This window comes from Thermosulfurimonas dismutans (assembly GCF_001652585.1).
GTDB classification, from domain to species: domain Bacteria; phylum Desulfobacterota; class Thermodesulfobacteria; order Thermodesulfobacteriales; family Thermodesulfobacteriaceae; genus Thermosulfurimonas; species Thermosulfurimonas dismutans.
On record NZ_LWLG01000002.1, the window covers coordinates 234,008 to 250,791 of the forward strand.

17 protein-coding genes are annotated in these 16,784 nt (G+C 51.9%); 8 read left to right on the forward strand and 9 right to left on the reverse strand.

Annotation, left to right across the window (positions count from 1 at the left end; all coding sequences use genetic code 11):
• Window positions 1–660: 660 nt before the first annotated feature.
• From TDIS_RS03270 to TDIS_RS03285, 4 genes are read right to left on the reverse strand one after another with little or no spacing between them, the layout of a single operon-like run.
• Window positions 661–2,109, reverse strand: a complete 1,449-nt coding sequence (locus TDIS_RS03270; protein ID WP_068669258.1) for an ArnT family glycosyltransferase — start codon at window positions 2,107–2,109, stop codon at window positions 661–663.
• Window positions 2,082–2,627 carry a phosphatase PAP2 family protein gene (locus tag TDIS_RS03275; RefSeq protein WP_068669263.1) on the reverse strand — a complete coding sequence of 182 codons (546 nt, stop codon included), beginning with the start codon at window positions 2,625–2,627 and terminating at the stop codon, window positions 2,082–2,084. The genes TDIS_RS03270 and TDIS_RS03275 overlap by 28 nt, the downstream gene beginning before the upstream one ends.
• Complete coding sequence (gene fsa, locus TDIS_RS03280; protein ID WP_068669266.1) at window positions 2,624–3,277, reverse strand: fructose-6-phosphate aldolase; 654 nt, start codon at window positions 3,275–3,277, stop codon at window positions 2,624–2,626. Before fsa ends, TDIS_RS03275 begins: the two co-directional genes overlap by 4 nt.
• Window positions 3,274–4,470: an argininosuccinate synthase gene (locus TDIS_RS03285; RefSeq protein ID WP_068669269.1), complete on the reverse strand. Its 1,197-nt coding sequence runs from the start codon at window positions 4,468–4,470 to the stop codon at window positions 3,274–3,276. Before TDIS_RS03285 ends, fsa begins: the two co-directional genes overlap by 4 nt.
• 53 nt (window positions 4,471–4,523) lie before the next feature.
• On the opposite strand from TDIS_RS03285, the gene TDIS_RS03290 reads away from it, so the two are divergent.
• Genes TDIS_RS03290 through TDIS_RS03315 form a run of 6 tightly spaced genes read left to right on the forward strand, consistent with a single transcriptional unit; the run spans window position 4,524 to window position 8,909 of the window.
• The gene (locus tag TDIS_RS03290; RefSeq protein WP_068669271.1) at window positions 4,524–5,498 is read left to right on the forward strand and encodes a polyprenyl synthetase family protein; all 975 of its coding nucleotides are present in this window, start codon (window positions 4,524–4,526) and stop codon (window positions 5,496–5,498) included.
• The gene (locus TDIS_RS03295) at window positions 5,495–6,130 is read left to right on the forward strand and encodes an HAD family hydrolase (protein ID WP_068669273.1); all 636 of its coding nucleotides are present in this window, start codon (window positions 5,495–5,497) and stop codon (window positions 6,128–6,130) included. The genes TDIS_RS03290 and TDIS_RS03295 overlap by 4 nt, the downstream gene beginning before the upstream one ends.
• Window positions 6,131–6,168: 38 nt before the next feature.
• The gene (locus TDIS_RS03300) at window positions 6,169–6,705 is read left to right on the forward strand and encodes a YceD family protein (RefSeq protein WP_068669275.1); all 537 of its coding nucleotides are present in this window, start codon (window positions 6,169–6,171) and stop codon (window positions 6,703–6,705) included.
• Window positions 6,706–6,723: 18 nt separating this feature from the next.
• A complete protein-coding gene (rpmF, locus tag TDIS_RS03305; RefSeq protein WP_068669277.1) occupies window positions 6,724–6,906 on the forward strand; it encodes a 50S ribosomal protein L32 in 183 nt (60 codons plus the stop codon).
• Between the two features lie 3 nt (window positions 6,907–6,909).
• On the forward strand, window positions 6,910–7,923 hold the full coding sequence (plsX, locus tag TDIS_RS03310) for a phosphate acyltransferase PlsX (RefSeq protein WP_244147470.1): 1,014 nt from the start codon (window positions 6,910–6,912) through the stop codon (window positions 7,921–7,923).
• Complete coding sequence (locus TDIS_RS03315; protein WP_068669279.1) at window positions 7,920–8,909, forward strand: beta-ketoacyl-ACP synthase III; 990 nt, start codon at window positions 7,920–7,922, stop codon at window positions 8,907–8,909. Before plsX ends, TDIS_RS03315 begins: the two co-directional genes overlap by 4 nt.
• 3 nt (window positions 8,910–8,912) lie before the next feature.
• On the opposite strand, the gene TDIS_RS03320 is transcribed toward TDIS_RS03315, so the two are convergent.
• Genes TDIS_RS03320 through TDIS_RS03330 form a run of 3 tightly spaced genes read right to left on the reverse strand, consistent with a single transcriptional unit; the run spans window position 8,913 to window position 11,604 of the window.
• On the reverse strand, window positions 8,913–9,626 hold the full coding sequence (locus tag TDIS_RS03320) for a pseudouridine synthase (protein ID WP_068669281.1): 714 nt from the start codon (window positions 9,624–9,626) through the stop codon (window positions 8,913–8,915).
• 5 nt (window positions 9,627–9,631) lie between these two features.
• The gene (amrB, locus tag TDIS_RS03325) at window positions 9,632–10,825 is read right to left on the reverse strand and encodes an AmmeMemoRadiSam system protein B (RefSeq protein ID WP_068669282.1); all 1,194 of its coding nucleotides are present in this window, start codon (window positions 10,823–10,825) and stop codon (window positions 9,632–9,634) included.
• Window positions 10,822–11,604 (reverse strand): ParB/RepB/Spo0J family partition protein, encoded by a 783-nt coding sequence (locus TDIS_RS03330; protein WP_068669283.1) that lies wholly within the window; start codon window positions 11,602–11,604, stop codon window positions 10,822–10,824. The genes amrB and TDIS_RS03330 overlap by 4 nt, the downstream gene beginning before the upstream one ends.
• A gap of 489 nt (window positions 11,605–12,093) precedes the next feature.
• Between TDIS_RS03330 and flgM the strand changes: the two genes are divergently transcribed.
• Window positions 12,094–12,405 (forward strand): flagellar biosynthesis anti-sigma factor FlgM, encoded by a 312-nt coding sequence (flgM, locus tag TDIS_RS03345; protein WP_068669290.1) that lies wholly within the window; start codon window positions 12,094–12,096, stop codon window positions 12,403–12,405.
• Window positions 12,406–12,411: 6 nt separating this feature from the next.
• On the opposite strand, the gene TDIS_RS03350 is transcribed toward flgM, so the two are convergent.
• Window positions 12,412–14,469: a biotin/lipoyl-containing protein gene (locus TDIS_RS03350; protein WP_068669377.1), complete on the reverse strand. Its 2,058-nt coding sequence runs from the start codon at window positions 14,467–14,469 to the stop codon at window positions 12,412–12,414.
• Between the two features lie 12 nt (window positions 14,470–14,481).
• Window positions 14,482–15,939 (reverse strand): acetyl-CoA carboxylase biotin carboxylase subunit, encoded by a 1,458-nt coding sequence (locus tag TDIS_RS03355; RefSeq protein WP_068669292.1) that lies wholly within the window; start codon window positions 15,937–15,939, stop codon window positions 14,482–14,484.
• 99 nt (window positions 15,940–16,038) lie between these two features.
• Between TDIS_RS03355 and TDIS_RS03360 the strand changes: the two genes are divergently transcribed.
• A complete protein-coding gene (locus TDIS_RS03360; RefSeq protein ID WP_244147471.1) occupies window positions 16,039–16,704 on the forward strand; it encodes a MarC family protein in 666 nt (221 codons plus the stop codon).
• Window positions 16,705–16,784: the final 80 nt, after the last annotated feature.

The following is a 16,784-nucleotide window of genomic DNA, read 5'->3' on the forward strand; positions in this document are numbered from 1 at the left end:
TCCCGGGAACACAAAATACATGATCAAACCGCAAAAAATAATAAAAACAAAAAGATAATTTCTTGCAATGCAAATAATCAGGCAAAACGGAAGCATAGTAAGAAAAATCTTTAAAAGGATATAGAATCTCCAGGAGATGAGCTAAAGTTGTGTCTACATTCCAAAGAAGGAAAAAGACAAAAGAAAGACAAAGATAACGCCAAGCAGGACCAGACAAAGAAAGATAACGGTTAAACCAATAAAGGATCACTACAAGAGAAGAAAAAAAATAAAGATGACTAATAAGATGAACATATGAACCTTCGGGACTGGGGTGAATCTGGATACTAAAAGCCTCTGAAGGCAAGGAAAACACGAAAAAAACACAAAAGAAAAAAAACAGCAAACTCATACGCCTTAGAGATTTTTTGCAAAATCCACCAAAAGCTCCCCTAAAAATATCTTATCTAAACTTGACCGCCCCATCAACTGGTAACCTTCCAAAAATGTCCTGGCCAAACTCTATCCCTCCCGCTTCTGCTGGGGATCCCTAGGCCTCCTTTTCCAAAAAGGGAACTAAACCATAACATCTGTTTTGGCGATAAAGCTCGCGACTCGAAGGTCCTCAAGGAGTGGGGTCGCAAAGAAGAGTTTTGCAAAAGTTTAGGTTTTGCAAAGCTCTCATTTAAAGTAACCTCTCCAAACCGAAAAAGAAAGCTGCTTGTTCCCAGGAAGTTTTATTTTTTGGAAAAGTATGAGATAGGCTTCACTAGAAGGACTATGACGGCCTTTCATTACAAAAAGTGCGGGCTTGCCCCGGAGATCTCCCGGAATCCCCCACAAATGGTACTGACTCTTAGGTATAGGTCCTTCAGGGAGCTGATATACTCTGGGATGATCCGGGAGGTAAAAGGCCAGTTCCGAGGCGAAGTAACGGTGATCTGTGAGGATTATATCTCCGGGTCTGCGATATTTCTGAACGATGTGAGCCATCTCCCGCCAGCCATGAAATCGAAAAAGTAGTCCGGATATGGCTGTAGGGAACTTCTCAGGAAAGCGTGGAAGTTCATAGAGGAGAAGGCTACTGGTAAAAGCTAATATCAGTCCCAGAAAAAATAGGCCCCGTAAAACTTTGACCAGTGGACGTCCTTTCAAGGAAAATATCAAAACGGTCGTCAAAACCAAACCAGAGACAAAGAAGGGCATGGGCCAGTTGGCGTTTACTTTGCGGAAAAAAGAAAGTGGGAGTACAGCAAGGTAAGGCCAGGCTGAAAGGGCCCAAAGATAGGTAAGACGAGGGTCCGATCGCCAATTCCTTCTCTTGAAGAGCATAACTACGCCCCAGATAAAAAGTCCAAAGATGAAGGGCGACAGGACTCCGGCCTGCTCAAGGAGGAAATTAAGAGGACCGAGCAAAGAAAAGGTTTCTTCTGCAAAGTGATGTTCCGTGTGCCGAAAGGTAATGAAATCGTGATGAGCAATCCAGTAAAGGTTAGGGCCCCAGAGCAAGAAGGCCGTAAGGAAAGCAAGCCAGGGGCCGGGGGTGCGGAGAAGGGATCTCCGGTAGCATAGAAGCCAAAGACCATAGAAGAAGCCAAAGGCTAACATGGTCTGTTTGGTGAGAAGCCCTAGACCACAAAAAATTCCGAGAAGAAACCAGTCTCTAAAACGATCTTTCTCGGCGGCCAGCCAGCCAAAGTAAAGGGCCCCGGCCCAGAAAAAAAGAAGTGGCGGATCAATAGTCATAAGAAGGCCGTAAACGGTAAATATAGGCACCAGGGCGGCCGCAAAGAGAGTCCAGCGAGCGCATAGTCTTTCGAACATACGGTAGCTCAAAAAATAGATAAAAATTAGAAAGCCAACACCGCAGAAGACCGCTGGTAGCCTGACCGCATATTCTGAGACTCCAAGAAGGCGTGTAGAGGCCGCAATCAGCCAAGCCACCATCGGCGGTTTGCTGTAATACCCCCAGGCGAGATTTCGAGACCAGTCCCAATAATAGGCTTCGTCCGGTGAGAGTTGAAGGGGGACTTCTCGTATATACGCCAATCGAAAGGCCAAAATTATCAAAATGAAAAGGCCTTCGATGGTAAAAAGCAAATCTAGGGGTCCCTTATCCTTCTTCTCCAAATCAGCCCTCCCACAAAGCCGATAAGACCTCCCAGAAACCAACCGAAAAGAACATCCTCCGGCCAGTGATGACCAAGATAGACCCTAGAAAGGCCCACCATGAAAGAAAAGACGATAACCGCCGGTGCCAATACCGGATCCACCGCCGAGAAAAAACCAGCTGCCGTGGCGGTGTTTATCGCATGACAGGAGGGGAAGCCAAAGCTTCTGGCAGGAATGGGTTTCTCTACCCTGAAAAAGCGCCCGCCCTTATAAACTCTTATTCCCGTTGTGTTAGCATAGGGCCTGGGACGGGCTATAAGGGGTTTAAGCCCCCGGGCGCACAAAAAATCGGCTCCTATCACTAAAACAAAGGCTAAAATAGGGGCCAAAAGGCCCCTATTTCCCAAACGTTTAATAAGAATCGCGCTCATGGTCACAAAAAAGGCATAAATAACGTCTTCACGGCTCAGAAGGACCATGAGGCGATCCCAAAAGGGCCCCCAGCCCGAGTTTATGAGAAAGAAAAGGTGGGTCAAATCTTTATGCCCGCCTCCTCGGCATCCTTGAGAAAACGCTCAAGCCCCACATCCGTTAATGGATGCCGGAACATCTGTTTGATGACCTTGTAAGGGATAGTGGCGATATCCACTCCCAGCTCCGCACAACGCCGCACGTGGTCCACATGCCGGATGCTCGCCGCAATGATCTCGGTCTCAAGTCCATAAATCTCGTAAATGGCCACTACCTCCTCGATAACTTTGAGCCCGTCGTAGCCGATGTCGTCTATCCGGCCTATGAAGGGCGAAACATAGGTAGCCCCCACCTTGGCCGCCAGCAGGGCTTGAAGGGGGGAAAAAACCAAAGTGACATTGGTCTTTATGTCTTCGGCAGAAAGGGTCTTGACCGCTTTTATACCCTCCTCGGTGCAAGGGATCTTGATGACGGCGTTATCTCCCAGTTTAGCCAGTTCCCGGGCCTCCCGAATCATGCCCTCGGCATCCGTAGCTACTACCTCTACCGAAACCGGAAGGCCCTCGCATTCCCTGAGGATATCGCTTACGGCCTCTTTCCAAGGTCGGCCGGTCTTTTTGACCAGCGAGGGGTTAGTGGTCACCCCATCAAGAATACCTAGGGCCTTGATCTCCCGGATCTCATTTATGTCCGCAGTGTCAATGAAGATCTTCATATCCCTTCCCTCCTCTGCAATTTTAATCTAAGGGCCTGCAATCTTATGAAACCCTCGGCGTCCTTTTGGTTATAACCACCGGCCTCATCGAAGCTTGCGAGATCCTGGCGATAAAGAGAAACCGGACTTTTCCGCCCGGCCACTATAACATTTCCTTTGTAAAGTTTAACCCGCACCATGCCGGTCACGTTCTTCTGAGTCTCTTCGATAAAAGCCCTCAAGGCCTCCATCTCCGGAGAAAACCAGAAGCCATAATAGATCAGTTCCGAAAATTTGGGGACAAGGCTGTCTCGCAAGTGCATGACCTCCCGATCCAGAGTGAGATGTTCAAGGGCCCGGTGGGCCACCTGGAGAATGGTCCCCCCGGGGGTCTCATAAATTCCGCGGCTTTTGAGGCCTACGAAGCGGTTTTCCACCATATCCACTCGCCCCACCCCGTGCCGGCCTCCCATTTCATTGAGTTTCTGGAGCAAGGCCGCAGGGGAGAGCCTTTCCCCGTTAACCGCCACCGGTGCTCCTCTCTCGAACTCTATCTCCACATATTCCGGCTCGTCAGGGGCCTTCTCCGGGGAGACCGTCATCTGGAACATGTCCTCCGGAGGCTCGGCCCAGGGATCCTCTAAAATACCGCCCTCGTAACTTATATGAAATAAGTTGGCATCAATACTGTAGGGCTTTTCCTTTGTTACTGGCACCGGAATGCCGTGCGCCTCAGCAAACTGGATCAGGTCCTCTCGCCCTTCAAACGCCCATTCCCGCCAGGGAGCAATGACCTTGAGATCCGGAGCAAGGGCCGCATAGGTAAGCTCAAACCTCACCTGGTCGTTACCTTTACCGGTGGCCCCATGGGCCACGGCGTCCGCCCCCACCTCCCGGGCCACCTTAACCTGTTCTCGGGCAATAAGGGGCCGAGCCAAAGAAGTCCCCATGAGGTACCAGCCCTCATAAACCGCATTGGCCTTAAGGGCCGTAAAGATGAACTCGGCGACAAATTCCTCTTTAAGATCCCGAATGATAACCTCTTCGGCCCCGCAGGCGAGCCCTTTTCGTCTTACCTCCTCCCAGTCCTCCTCCTGGCCTACATCCGCACAGAAGGCCACCACTGGACATTGATATTTCTCTATAAGCCATTTCAAAATCACCGAGGTATCGAGTCCTCCGGAATAAGCCAGTACAATCTTTTTCGGTTTCATGTTTCACCCCGCATTGTCGGATCGAAAATTTTATAGCATTATAAAACCTGACCATGGATAAAGAAAGATTACTTTCCGCTATCGCAGAAGACCTCAAGAAGATCGAGGCCGCTCTCGGTGCGGTTCAGGCCTCGCAGGTACCCTTTATAAATGAAGTCAGCCATTACATCCTGTTTGCCGGTGGCAAGCGTCTGCGGCCTCTCCTTACAGTACTTTGCGCACGGCTCTGCGGTTATGAGGACGAGCAAATCTATCGACTTTCCGTCCTCTTTGAGTATCTTCATGCCGCCACCCTGCTTCACGACGACGTGGTGGATGGGGCAGAATTCCGACGGGGTCGCAAAGCCGCGCACAACCTCTGGGGCAACCAGGCCACCATCCTGGTGGGAGATTACCTTTATGCCCGGGCTTTAAGGATCGCCGTTGAGGAGGGCAACTTCGATATTCTTAAAGTCGTAACCCAAACCACCCTTCTTATGAGCGAAGGGGAAGTTCTCCAACTTCTAAATTGCGACAACACCGGCCTCACGGAAAAGGAATACGAGGACGTGATCTTTCGGAAGACTGCGGCCCTGATCTCGGCGGCCTGCGAGTGCGGGGGTATCATGGCCGGAGTTTCGGACAAGGAGCGGGAGGCCCTTCGAGAGTTTGGCAGGCACTTGGGCCTGGCCTTTCAGATTACCGACGACCTCCTGGATTATCTGGGGGTCTCCGAGGAGACCGGCAAGGACATCGGAACGGATTTCAAGGAAGGAAAAGTCACCCTCCCCTTGCTCTACACCTTGAACCAGGCCTCTGAGTCCGACCGCACCCGCTTGCTCTCTCTTCTGAGAGACACCGAACCTTCTCGGGAAACCTTTCGGGAAGCCGTGGAAATCATTAATCATTACAGAGGTTTCGAGTACACCCGCCAGCGGGCCGAAGTCGAGGTAGAAAAGGCTCTATCGCATCTTTTCCTCTTCTCTCAGAATCCCACCCGGGACCTTCTTGAAAATCTCACTCGGTACATACTGGTGCGACGAAAATGAAAAACTTGAAACTCTTGGTCTTTGATTGCGACGGTGTTCTCTTCGATTCTCGGGAAGCCAACCGAGCCTATTACGAGGATATATGCCGAGCTATGGGCCGAGGGCCCCTTACCGAAGAGGAATTGCATTATGTCCACATGCACACCGCGGAAGAATCCGTAAGATATCTTTTTCGCCAGCTTCCCGAAAAACTTGAGGCTGCTCTTGCCTATCAGAAAAATCTTCCCTATGAAAAATTCCTGCCCTACATGAAGATGGAACCCGGACTCAAGGAGTTTCTCACCTGGGCCCGGGAGCGCTTTAGACTCGCTATCTCCACCAACCGCACGACCACTATGGGGCGGCTACTTGAGATCTTCGGTCTCGAGCCATATTTCGATCTCGTCATGACGGCCTTAAAAAGTCCAAAGCCCAAACCCCATCCCGAAGCCCTGACCGTCGTCCTTGAATATTTTGGCACCACCCCAGAAGAAACCCTTTATATAGGAGACTCTGAGGTGGATCTTACACTATGCCGGGCGGTGAGCGTTCCCCTGGTGGCTTACAAAAATCCAGCCCTTCCGGCAAATTTTCATGTAAATTCTTATACCGAACTCCAGGCCTTACTTTCCTCTTCCTCTAAAAAGGATTAATCTTAATATTACAAACGTTTCGTTAGAGGTCTTTGAAAATGGAAAAGCCTGGTTTGAGAATCCCTTTAGAGGAAATCCCCCCGGAGGGATTGCATCTCGAATTTGAAGAAGGAGGCGAACTCCTTCGAGACTGTTTTTTCCTGAACAAACCGCTTTTAGCCAAGGTCTTCTTGAAAAAAAGGGGAATTGATGTTAAAGCCAAAGGGCACATTGAAACTACAGTTATCCTTACTTGCGATCGATGTTTAGAAGAATTTTTGTTTGAAGTAAATGAGGACTTTGAAGTAGAGTTCCGGCCTCAGGCCAGTATGCCTTTAAAAGAGGAAACCCAGCTTACGCGGGAGGACCTGGACGTGGTCTTTTATGAAGGCGACGTCATTCCGGTGGACGAACTGGTACGGGAGCAAGTGATCCTGGCGGTACCCCACAAGAAACTCTGCCGTGAGGACTGTCGGGGGCTCTGTCCCCGTTGCGGAAAGAATCTGAACCAGGGTCTTTGCGGATGCGAGAACCGCAAAACGAGCCCTTTTGCGGTTCTTAAGGAACTTCTGGGAAACAAGAAGCCCAATCCTTGATCAATAGGAGGTGTCAAGATGGCCGTTCCCAAAAGAAAGACTTCCCGTTCCCGGCGTGGGAAACGTCGGGCCCATAAACATCTCGTGGCTCCTTGTGTCTCGGTGTGCCCCCGTTGTAAGAGTCCTAAACTTCCCCATCGGATATGTCCCAGTTGCGGGACCTATCGGGGTAAGGAGTTCCTGCCGTCCGAGGAAATCTAACCGGTGGTAGGTATAGCCCTGGATGTAATGGGGGGAGACTATGCCCCCCAGGAAGTTCTTAAGGGAGCCCAAGAGGCCTTAAAGGCCTCGAAGGGCATCTTCTTGTACTTAGTAGGCACGCAGGAGGCCCTTTCGGAATTTCCGGGTCACGAAAGGGTCAGCAAGGTTGTCGCCTCGCAGTGGGTGAAAATGGACGAGGCCCCAAGTGAGGCCTTACGGAGGAAGCTCGATTCCTCTATTCGGCGGGCTTTTGAACTCGTTAAAAAGGGAAAGGCCCAAGCGGTGGTAAGTGCCGGAAATTCGGGGGCTACTTATGCCTGTGCCCTCTTTACCCTAGGCAGGATCTCAGGAGTTATGCGGCCGGCGATTGCCACCGTATTGCCTACCCTTAAAAACCCTGCCGTCCTCATCGACGCCGGGGCCAACGTCGATTGCAAGCCTGCACACCTTCTCCAGTTCGCTTTCATGGGCTCTCTTTTTGCCGAAAGGATACTAGGCATCCAAAATCCACGGGTGGGACTACTATCCATAGGGGAAGAAGGCGGAAAAGGCAATTTTCTAGTCAAGCGGGCCCATGCCCTCCTCTCCGAAAGTCCTCTTAACTACATTGGCAACATTGAAGGCCGTCATATCTATCTTGGAGAGGCGGAGGTCATCGTTTGTGACGGTTTTGTGGGCAACATCTGCCTCAAGGTCTCGGAAGGGGTAGCCGAGGCGGTAGCCGAGATGCTCAAAGCCGAGGTCAAAAAAGATCCTCTGGCCATTTTAGGGTTCTCTCTGGCTCGAAGGGCCCTCAAACGTTTCCGCAAACGTACCGATTGGCGGGAACACGGAGGAGCTCCCCTTCTCGGGGTAAATGGAGTGGTTATCATCGGCCACGGACGCTCGGATGCTCGGGCCATCAAAAACGCCATTTTAGTGGCCCAAAAGTTTGTGGAAACCGGGCTTACTGAAAGACTTGGCAAGTCTCTTCACCAAAAATCAAAATCACTAAAGGAGAATCAAGCGATACAATGAGAAAGGCCGGAGCATTCATTTTAGGGACTGGTAGGGCGTTACCCTCGCGCGTTCTCACCAACCGAGATCTAGAAAAAATGGTGGACACCTCTGATGAGTGGATCACCGTCCGAACCGGAATCAAGGAACGTCGCCTAGTGGCCGAGGGGGAGTCAAACAGCAAATTGGCCATCTCTGCGGCTAAAAAAGCCCTTGAAAAGGCCAAGGTTACGCCTGAAGAACTCGATCTCATCATCGTAGCCACCCTTACACCGGACTACCTCATGCCCTCGGTGGCCGTTCTGGTACAACAGGCCTTAGGGGCCAAACGGGCCGGAGCCTTCGACCTCTCGGCCACCTGTTCGGGGTTCCTCTACGCCCTCTCCATTGCGGACAAGTTCGTACGTGAAGATCCCAAGCGAAAAATTCTGGTTATCGGAAGTGAAGTCCTCTCCCACAAGACCAATTGGGAGGACCGCACTACTTGCGTACTTTTCGGAGACGGGGCCGGGGCCGCAGTGGTCACCGGGTCACCGGATGGTGAACGAGGGGTTATTTCCACGCATCTTCACGCGGACGGTTCTTTATGGCATTTACTCACCCTTAAAGGCTGTGGATCCCTTTATCCTCCCTGCGATCCCAGGATCCCTAAGGAGGATTACTACATCCGCATGCAGGGCCGGGAAGTCTTCAAACAGGCCGTGCGGGCTATGGAGTCCGTAACTCTTGAGGCCATTGAAGCCGGCGGCATTGATCCCCAAGAGATCGCTCTCCTCATCCCTCACCAAGCCAATATCCGCATCATTGAGTACCTCCGGGAACGGCTGGAGTTGCCTCCGGAGAGGGTCTTCGTAAATATCCACAAATATGGAAATACCTCCGCAGCCAGCATTCCCATTGCCCTCGACGAGGCCATAGAGGAAGGCAGACTCTCTCCCGGAGACCTGGTTCTCATGGTCTCCTTCGGCGGTGGTTTTACCTGGGCTGCGGTGCTCATGCGGTGGTAGCCGTTAAAGCCCCACCGCCTGCCTGAGGGCCGAGATTTCCTCCTCATTCAGGGCTCGAAACTCGCCAGGCAGAAGCCCTTCAAGGGTTAAGGGCCCAAAACGGACACGTTTTAGATTAAGCACCCTGAAGCCCAAGGCCCTGAACATACGTTTTATCTGATGATACCGTCCCTCTTTGAGGATGACCTCAAGAAGGGTGGCGTTCTCTTTTCGGGAAACGATCCGGGCCCTGGCCGGACGGGTCTTTCCCTCCGAAAGCTCAATGCCTTCTTCAAATTGCGGGAGCAATTCTTCGGAAAATTCGCCTTCGACCTCCACCAGATAGACCTTAGGAACCTTCCATTTGGGATGGGTAAGTCGATGGGCAAGCTGGCCGTCGTCGGTGACGAGCAAGGCCCCTTCGGCGTCCCGATCAAGTCTTCCCACCGGAAAGAGCTTTTCCGTACGCGAGACGCCCACCAGAAGCTCCATGACCGTGGGTAGCCGATCCCTGGTGGAGGTTACGTAACCCCTGGGTTTATAAAGTAGGAAATACCGGTGTTCCTGAAAGGATACCGGTTTTCCTGAGACTTCAACCCTATCACCGGGGGCGACCTTAAAGGCCGCCTCTCTCACCATCCTTCCGTTTACGGAAACCACCCCGGAGCGAATGAGGCGCTTGACCTCCTTTCGAGAACCCCAACCGGCTCGTGACAGAAACTGGTCGAGACGAATCATGGCTTTCAAAACGCAAGTCCAGCCGCGGCAATGGAGACCAGTGAACCGGGGCCGAAAGGTACAGCCTCCTGGTAATAAATCTCTCCTTGGGGGTCAAATCCAGAAACTAGGTTGGCGACGAACAGTAGGGAGCTCAAGCCGCAAACCTTATAGGGTAAAGCCCGGCAAGCCTCCTCAAGAAATCGTTGGTAATTTCCAGAAAAAAGGGTCTCAAGGAGGGCCCGATCGGTGGCGATAGCCATAGCCCCCTCCTTCTCCCCGGCCGGATAGGGATCTCCGTAGCGAACCCCTAGGTGAGCGAAATCTATACTTACAACCATGTAGGTCCGCTCATCCCAGGCCTCCCGCAAGACCGAACACAGTTTCTCTAGTTCCGGAACGGCCTCAAAGGGGTCCCGGTGATCTCGGAGATAAAGGTCCAGAGGTCCAAACAGGATGGGGATCACCGAAAAGTCTGGGAAAAGATACTGTAAAAAGATGATCTGAAATTCCAAGGCATGTTCGTGGCGGTGGGCAAACTCATCGGGATAAAGTTCAGGCACTTTGGCCAAAAGTCCGGCCAGGAAATCCCTATCCACGGATATCCTTCCGAACGGAGTCTCTAAGTCCTTGGTGAGAACGGAAAAGGGTTTTTCAAGCTGATGACCGGTGCCGATGAGAACAATCCGAGCCTTTTCTGGAAGATCAAAATTCCGATAGGCCGCGGCATAGCCCTTGGCTCCGGACGAAATATCCAGATGCGGAGCCACCAGAATCCTAGGAGAGAAACTCCTCTGAGATTGAACTTGGTCCAGGATACTATCAAGAAAATTTCGCAGGGCCTCGGGGTCTCGAGGATAAGCCTTTCCGGCATGGGCCGGGGGACGCACCAGAAGAGCCTTCCAGGAGCGCTCCACCTCTTCCTTCAGGCGCTTAAAGGCCTCGCCGTCAAGAAACCCGTAAGCATCCAGTTTTCTAACGAGTTCGGCCACCTCTTCAAGCATCACCAGGCGCCCAAAGCTCCGGGTGGCCGCCACCTGGAGATCACGCAGACTGTGCCGTCCGTCCATGAGAGCCAGGATCGGTGCCAGGGCCTGCGGAAGAACCAAAAAATTTTCGGTATATCCCAAAGGATCGCGGAGAACCAGAGAAGGCTTTCCCTGCCATTCCAAGGGGATCACCTCAATGGGCCTAAGGATCGGCCGGAAATCCGGGGTCATGCCAGCCCTCCAAAGTCCTCCGGAGCAAGTTCTCGGCAGGCTTCTTTTACCCTTTCCAAGGCCTCGTAGAAATCGTCCTCGATAGTGCGTACTCGGACACCGTAGGCCCGTTGTACGGCCTTGCGCACGATCTCGCCTTTCATGAGGGCGTTGGTCCAGCCCAGTTCCGCATACTTTTGGTTGACCTCCTGATTGAGCTCAAGAAGTTTTTGGGCCCGGCGACGACGCTCCTCCACGGCCTCGGAGAGGGGTTCCTCAAGGAAACGATCGATCTTGGCAAGGAGGCTTTCATAAAAACTCGCCGGGAAACGGGACTCGAACTCTTCAAGCACAAAACCGAAGGTAATGAACTGAGGTTCCTTGAAATAGGTAAAGAGATCGGCTTCGATAGTTTTCGGATCCGTGCGCAGAAATTCCTGGAAAAGCCGATAGGCCTGTTTTGACTTTTCCTTCACGTTCGGCGGTTTCTCGGTGTTGAACTCTAGGATGTGAAGATATAAGTCTTCAGGGGCTACAATAGCCAGCACCTCCCGCGCCCCAAGGTCCCGCAGGGCTTCTAGTCTATGTCGGCCATCAACTACGTAATACTTGCCCTCATGGGCACAGACCACAATGGGAGTTACAAACCCGAGCTTTTCAATGGCGAGCTCAAGATGCTTTTTCAAGCCTTCTGAGAGATCTCGCTGAAAGGGAGGCAATTCAACCTCCTCAACTTCAAAGACCGCAAGACTAAGAGGCATCTTCTTTACCGGATCCTCAAAGCGGGCAAGTTCCCTCATGATCTCCCCCCTAAATACGCATATCGACTATCAAACCTCGGTAGAACCTCTCCGGTTCACTGAAATAGCGATAGTAGAAACTACCTCGCTTGCCATAGAAATTGAATTCCGGTGGCATCCCCTCATAATTAAACGTAGGGACCTTTTCAGAATTCCCTTTCAAAGGGATAAACATTTTGGTATTTAAGTAAAGGGTTGAGGAGAGGGCCAAATTAAGTATCCTCAAAAAGGAGGACATAAGGGTTAAAGTTTTTTAAGGTTTTTACCGATATTAAATAATGGAAATATTTCGAAGGCAAGCTGAAAATGACGATCAACTTCCCGGATCTAAAAGAGGTAATTAAAATATATAACCGAAAGGGGGCTAAGCGACCTCTACTAACAGCCGAAAAAACGGAAAAGACAAGGGATAAAATAACCATTTCCGAAGAAGCCAGGAAGTTGGCCCAAAAGATTTCAAGGAAAGAAGACAATCTGGGAGGCTAAAAGATGAAAATCAAAGATGTCAATCCTTATCTTCAAACCCCGACCACAGACGTAAAAAAGGCCGGTAAAGGGGAACGGCCTGCTCAAGGTAGCGAAAGACAGGCCGAAAAAGTTAAAACCACCCGCGAAGACAGGATTGAACTCAGGAGTTCGCAGATAATGGAAAGAGCTAAAGCCCGGGTCCGGGAGATGCCTGAGGTCAGGGAGGAACGAGTGGAAGCCCTCAAGAGACAGATAGAGTCTGGAAGCTACAACGTCCCTCCAGAACAAGTAGCCCGGGCCATGCTCTCCGACCTTCTGAAGGATATCTTCTAGCCCCTTCTATTCTTCCTCAATCCGGCCGGGCTCCTTGGGAGTGTACTCCTCAAGGGGCTTCACCACAAAGAGCAACTGACCCTCAACTACACTTTCGTTAACTTTCACACAGATTTCTTCTATCACACAGTCGAAGGGAGCATAGACCGGGGTCTCCATTTTCATGGCCTCAAGATTGGCAATCTCCTCGCCCTTGTGATAGATATCTCCAACCTTGAGTTCGCCCCGCTTGGGGTTCCCTAACCGCCAGACATTACCTTTGATGGGCGAGCCTACCTCGTTCGAGCCCTTGGCCATCCGGACCTCTTTCTTCTTGACCCTAGGAGTCTTGACCTCAAAGACCCGGGTCTTGTTGTTGACCTTCACCACCACGTGGATGACCCCATCATGCTCCGCTCCAATGGAAACGAGCTCGATGGTATAGGGTTTACCCTGAAAATAAAATTCCACCTTGTCGCCGGGTTTCTTTAGGCCGTATCGAAAGACGGGAGAGGGGAGCACATAGGGAGCCTCTCCGTACTTCTCGAAAAACTCGAAGAATTCCAGGGCATCTTTGGGATGCATGAGATAGATGATGAATTCCTCTTCGGTAGGCTCACGACCGAGTTTATCCTGTAGTTCCCGAAAGGCACGATCCAAGTCCTCTTCCGGCACGGTCTCAAGGGGTGAGGCTTCGGTACGTTCCTTGATCTTTTCTTCCCACTCTTCGCCAAAGGCACTCCGATAGACCCACTCATCCGGCCAGCCCGCAGGCAGTCGCCCATACTTTCCAAGAATAAGATTTTTGAAATCTCCGGGAGCGGACTTGAAGAGATCAAGGAGTTCGGCCTGCTCTTCCTCGTTCATAGCCGAAAAGTCGCAATTTTTCTCCTCTACAAACTTGGTAAGCAGATCCAAAATATGCTGCACTCCGGCCTCACCGTGTTCCTTGGCGTAGCGGTTTATAATACCGGAACAGGTAACCCAGGTGATCTGAGAGCCGGGAGTAACGTCGAAGTACTTTACAATGCGGTTGTAAAGGGACATAAGCCTCAGGATATAGGGCATGAGATGTAAGAAACCGTTCTTTTCGGCCTGCTCGAACGAGCTGGGAAAGGCCCCACCGGGCATACGGTGTTTGACCACCATGTAGTCAAAGCCCTTAAAGGGCGACTCTGCCCAATCGTAATAGTTGATCCATTCTCTTACCTTCTGGACGGCAAGCTCAGCCAATTGAGGATTGAGGTTGACCTTGAAACCGGCCTCGGTGAGATAGGCGTAAGCCGAAAGCATGGGCGGCTGACCGTAGAACCGACAGAGGGAGTCTTCCTCTACGTCAATGATCTTGACTCCGGCCTCTACCGCCGCCAGATACGCCGGAAGGGCCAGCCCATCTGTAGTGTGACGGTGATAATGGATCACCAGCTCCGGATACTTGTCCTTGATGGCCGAGACCAGGCTACGGATGCGCTCAGGGCTACCCACTCCGGCCATGTCTTTGATACAGAGGATAATCTCTTCGGTGCCTCCGCAGAGGGCCACAATCTCGTCCACCACCCGAAGGTAGTAATCGTTGTCGGCCCAGTCGGCATCCGTAAAGGAGATGGCGGGCTCAAAGAGTTTACCTCGCTTCATTACCACTTCGGCCACCGTACGCATGTTCCGAATGTCGTTCAGAAAGGAAAAGCACCGCCAGAGGTCTATATCCACCCGCGAGACCACGTACTCGATCACGTTCCGGGGATAGGGTCGATAACCCCAGAGATTGGTCTCCCGGATAAGGGTCTGGAGCATGACGTTCGGCATGAGACGCCGGTAGGTCCGCAATTCCTCGAAGGGACTCTCCCGACGATTCATGATTCCTACATGCCAGCGGGCCCCACCGTGGCATTCGGCACTAAAAAGCCCCATTTCGTTATAAATGGGGCAGAGGGTCTTGAGATCGATCAAACGATGGCGATTCTTGTAATCCGACTGCCCAGCGTCCCTCAATGAGGTGGAAGTAAAAAACACTCGATCGCTTTCCCTAAGTGTTTTTACGATTTCGGCAGGTGTCATTCCGGGAGTTATGCGAATAAGGTCCATGGTGACCTCCATTTACATCCATTTTTGGGGCCCTAAGGCCGAAATCTCGGCTACATAACGAGCAATCTTGAGAACCTCCTCGTCGGGATCGGTCTCTTTGAAGGCCGAGATCAACTCTTCCATGTGTTCCTCGATAAAGCGAGTGGAGAACTCTCCGGCCCTGAACTGCGGATGCCGGATAATGCTTATGAGAAGAGGCGCAATAGTCTTGACCCCTTCCACCCGAAGTCCCCGCGATAGTGCCCGATCCATGACCCGGATGGCCTGATCCCGGTCGGCTCCGGCGCTCATGATGAGCATAAACATGGAGTCGTAGTAAGGAGGAATCTCGGCCCCCTCGTAAACTCCACTTGAAATTCTGATATTGGGTCCGTCCGGAATTTGGAGTCGAGTAATGGTTCCAAAAGAAGGCGCGAAGGTTCGAGGATCCTCGGCCGTAAGACGGCACTCAATGGCCCAGCGGTTGCTCCGAATTTCGTGCTGTTTGAGAGGCAGTGGCCTTTCTTCCGCGATCTGGATCATGAGGTCCACGATGTCAAGGCCGGTGGCCAGCTCCGTGACCCCGTGTTCCACCTGTAGCCGGGTATTGACCTCGAGAAAATAGAATTTTCGCGTAGAGGCATCGAGTAGGAACTCCACTGTACCCGCAGAATCGTAACCTATCTCCCGCATAAGCCTTATAGCCGTGAAACAGATCTCCTGGCGCAGGTCTTCGTCGAGGGACGGCGCCGGAGTCTCCTCTATGATCTTCTGGTTGCGCCGCTGGATGGTGCACTCCCGTTCGAAAAGATGAACCACGTGTCCATGCTTGTCGCCCACGATCTGGACTTCTACGTGGCGGCCTCTTTCGATATATTGCTCTGCAATGAGGCTCGAATCTCCGAAGGCCTTGTAGGCCTCGGATTGGGCTTGGGCAAACTTTGAGGCCAGCTCGTCCTCGTTTTCCACCTTAGTCATTCCTTTCCCGCCTCCCCCGAGAGCGGCCTTGAGCATGATCGGAAAATCCACCTTCTCTCGGCGCATCCATTCCAGGACCTCTTCCGGACTCTGCGGATCCTCAATACCAGGAATGGTGGGCACGTTGGCCCGCTTGGCAATCTCCTTGGCCGCTTTTTTGTCGCCCATGAGAGCAATGATCTCGGGGTTGGGCCCGATCCAAGTTAGCCCGGCGTCGATCACCTTGCGGGCGAACTCGGCGTTTTCGGCCAAGAACCCCCAACCCGGATGGACGGCATCCGCCCCCGTGGCAAGAGCGGCCTCAATGATGCGATCCATGTTGAGATAAGATTTGAGCGGAGGACCCTCGCCGATATGTACGGCCTCATCGGCCATGAACACGTGCAGACTCAAACGGTCCGGGGTGCTGTAGACCGCCACCGTAGGGATCTTTAGATCCCGGCAGGTCTGCATGATACGCACCGCCGGCACACCACGGTTGGCTACCAAAATTTTGTTGATCTTCCCAGCCATGGGATACTCCCGAGAGAAATTTTGGCTTCAATACCATAATTTTTGAGGGTCTTCAACTTCTGAAAAGGAAGACTTATCATTTAGAGACTGGAGGAAACTATGGATCACGCTTTGATAGGTTTTATTTTGCAGGTTTTTCTTTCTTTCATGGCCATCATGAACCCCGTGGGCAATACCCCTATCTTCCTCTCCTTAGTCAATCATCTCCCGGAGGCGGAACGTCTTCGGGTGGCCCGGATAGCTGTCCTTTCGGCTTTTGTTATAGTGGTAGCTTTTACTTTGGGCGGCAATCTCCTTTTCCGCATGTTTGGCATCACCCTCCCGGCCTTCCGCATTGCAGGCGGAATCCTACTTTTTATGATCGCCTATCACCTGGTACGAGCCAAACGCTCTCACCAGCACCACCCTACCGAGGAGGAACATCCTCGGTTCTCGAATACTTATGAGGAAGAAGAACTGGAGGACGTGGCCATTACCCCTCTAGGGACCCCTATCCTTGCCGGACCAGGGACTATCACCACTGCTCTGTCGCTTGTAGGACGAAAGAGCGACATCTTTACCATCTTTATCGTGCTTGCAGTCTTTGGTTTGGTGTGTCTGCTCACCTATCTCTGCTTCGTTTATGGAGAAGCCCTGGTGAAGCGTTTACGTCCTTCTCTTATAGGCGTCATGACCCGTCTCATGGGGCTGATCCTTTCGGTAGTAGCCGTCCAAATGGTCATCGAGGGCCTCACAGAGGTGATCTCTCAGCTAGCGGCACGGTAAGTCAACTGTCGTCCACGAATTGACGAAACACCCTAAAATTCGCTATCATGGCCCGAGCAATTAGGGCAAAGGAGGGGCTA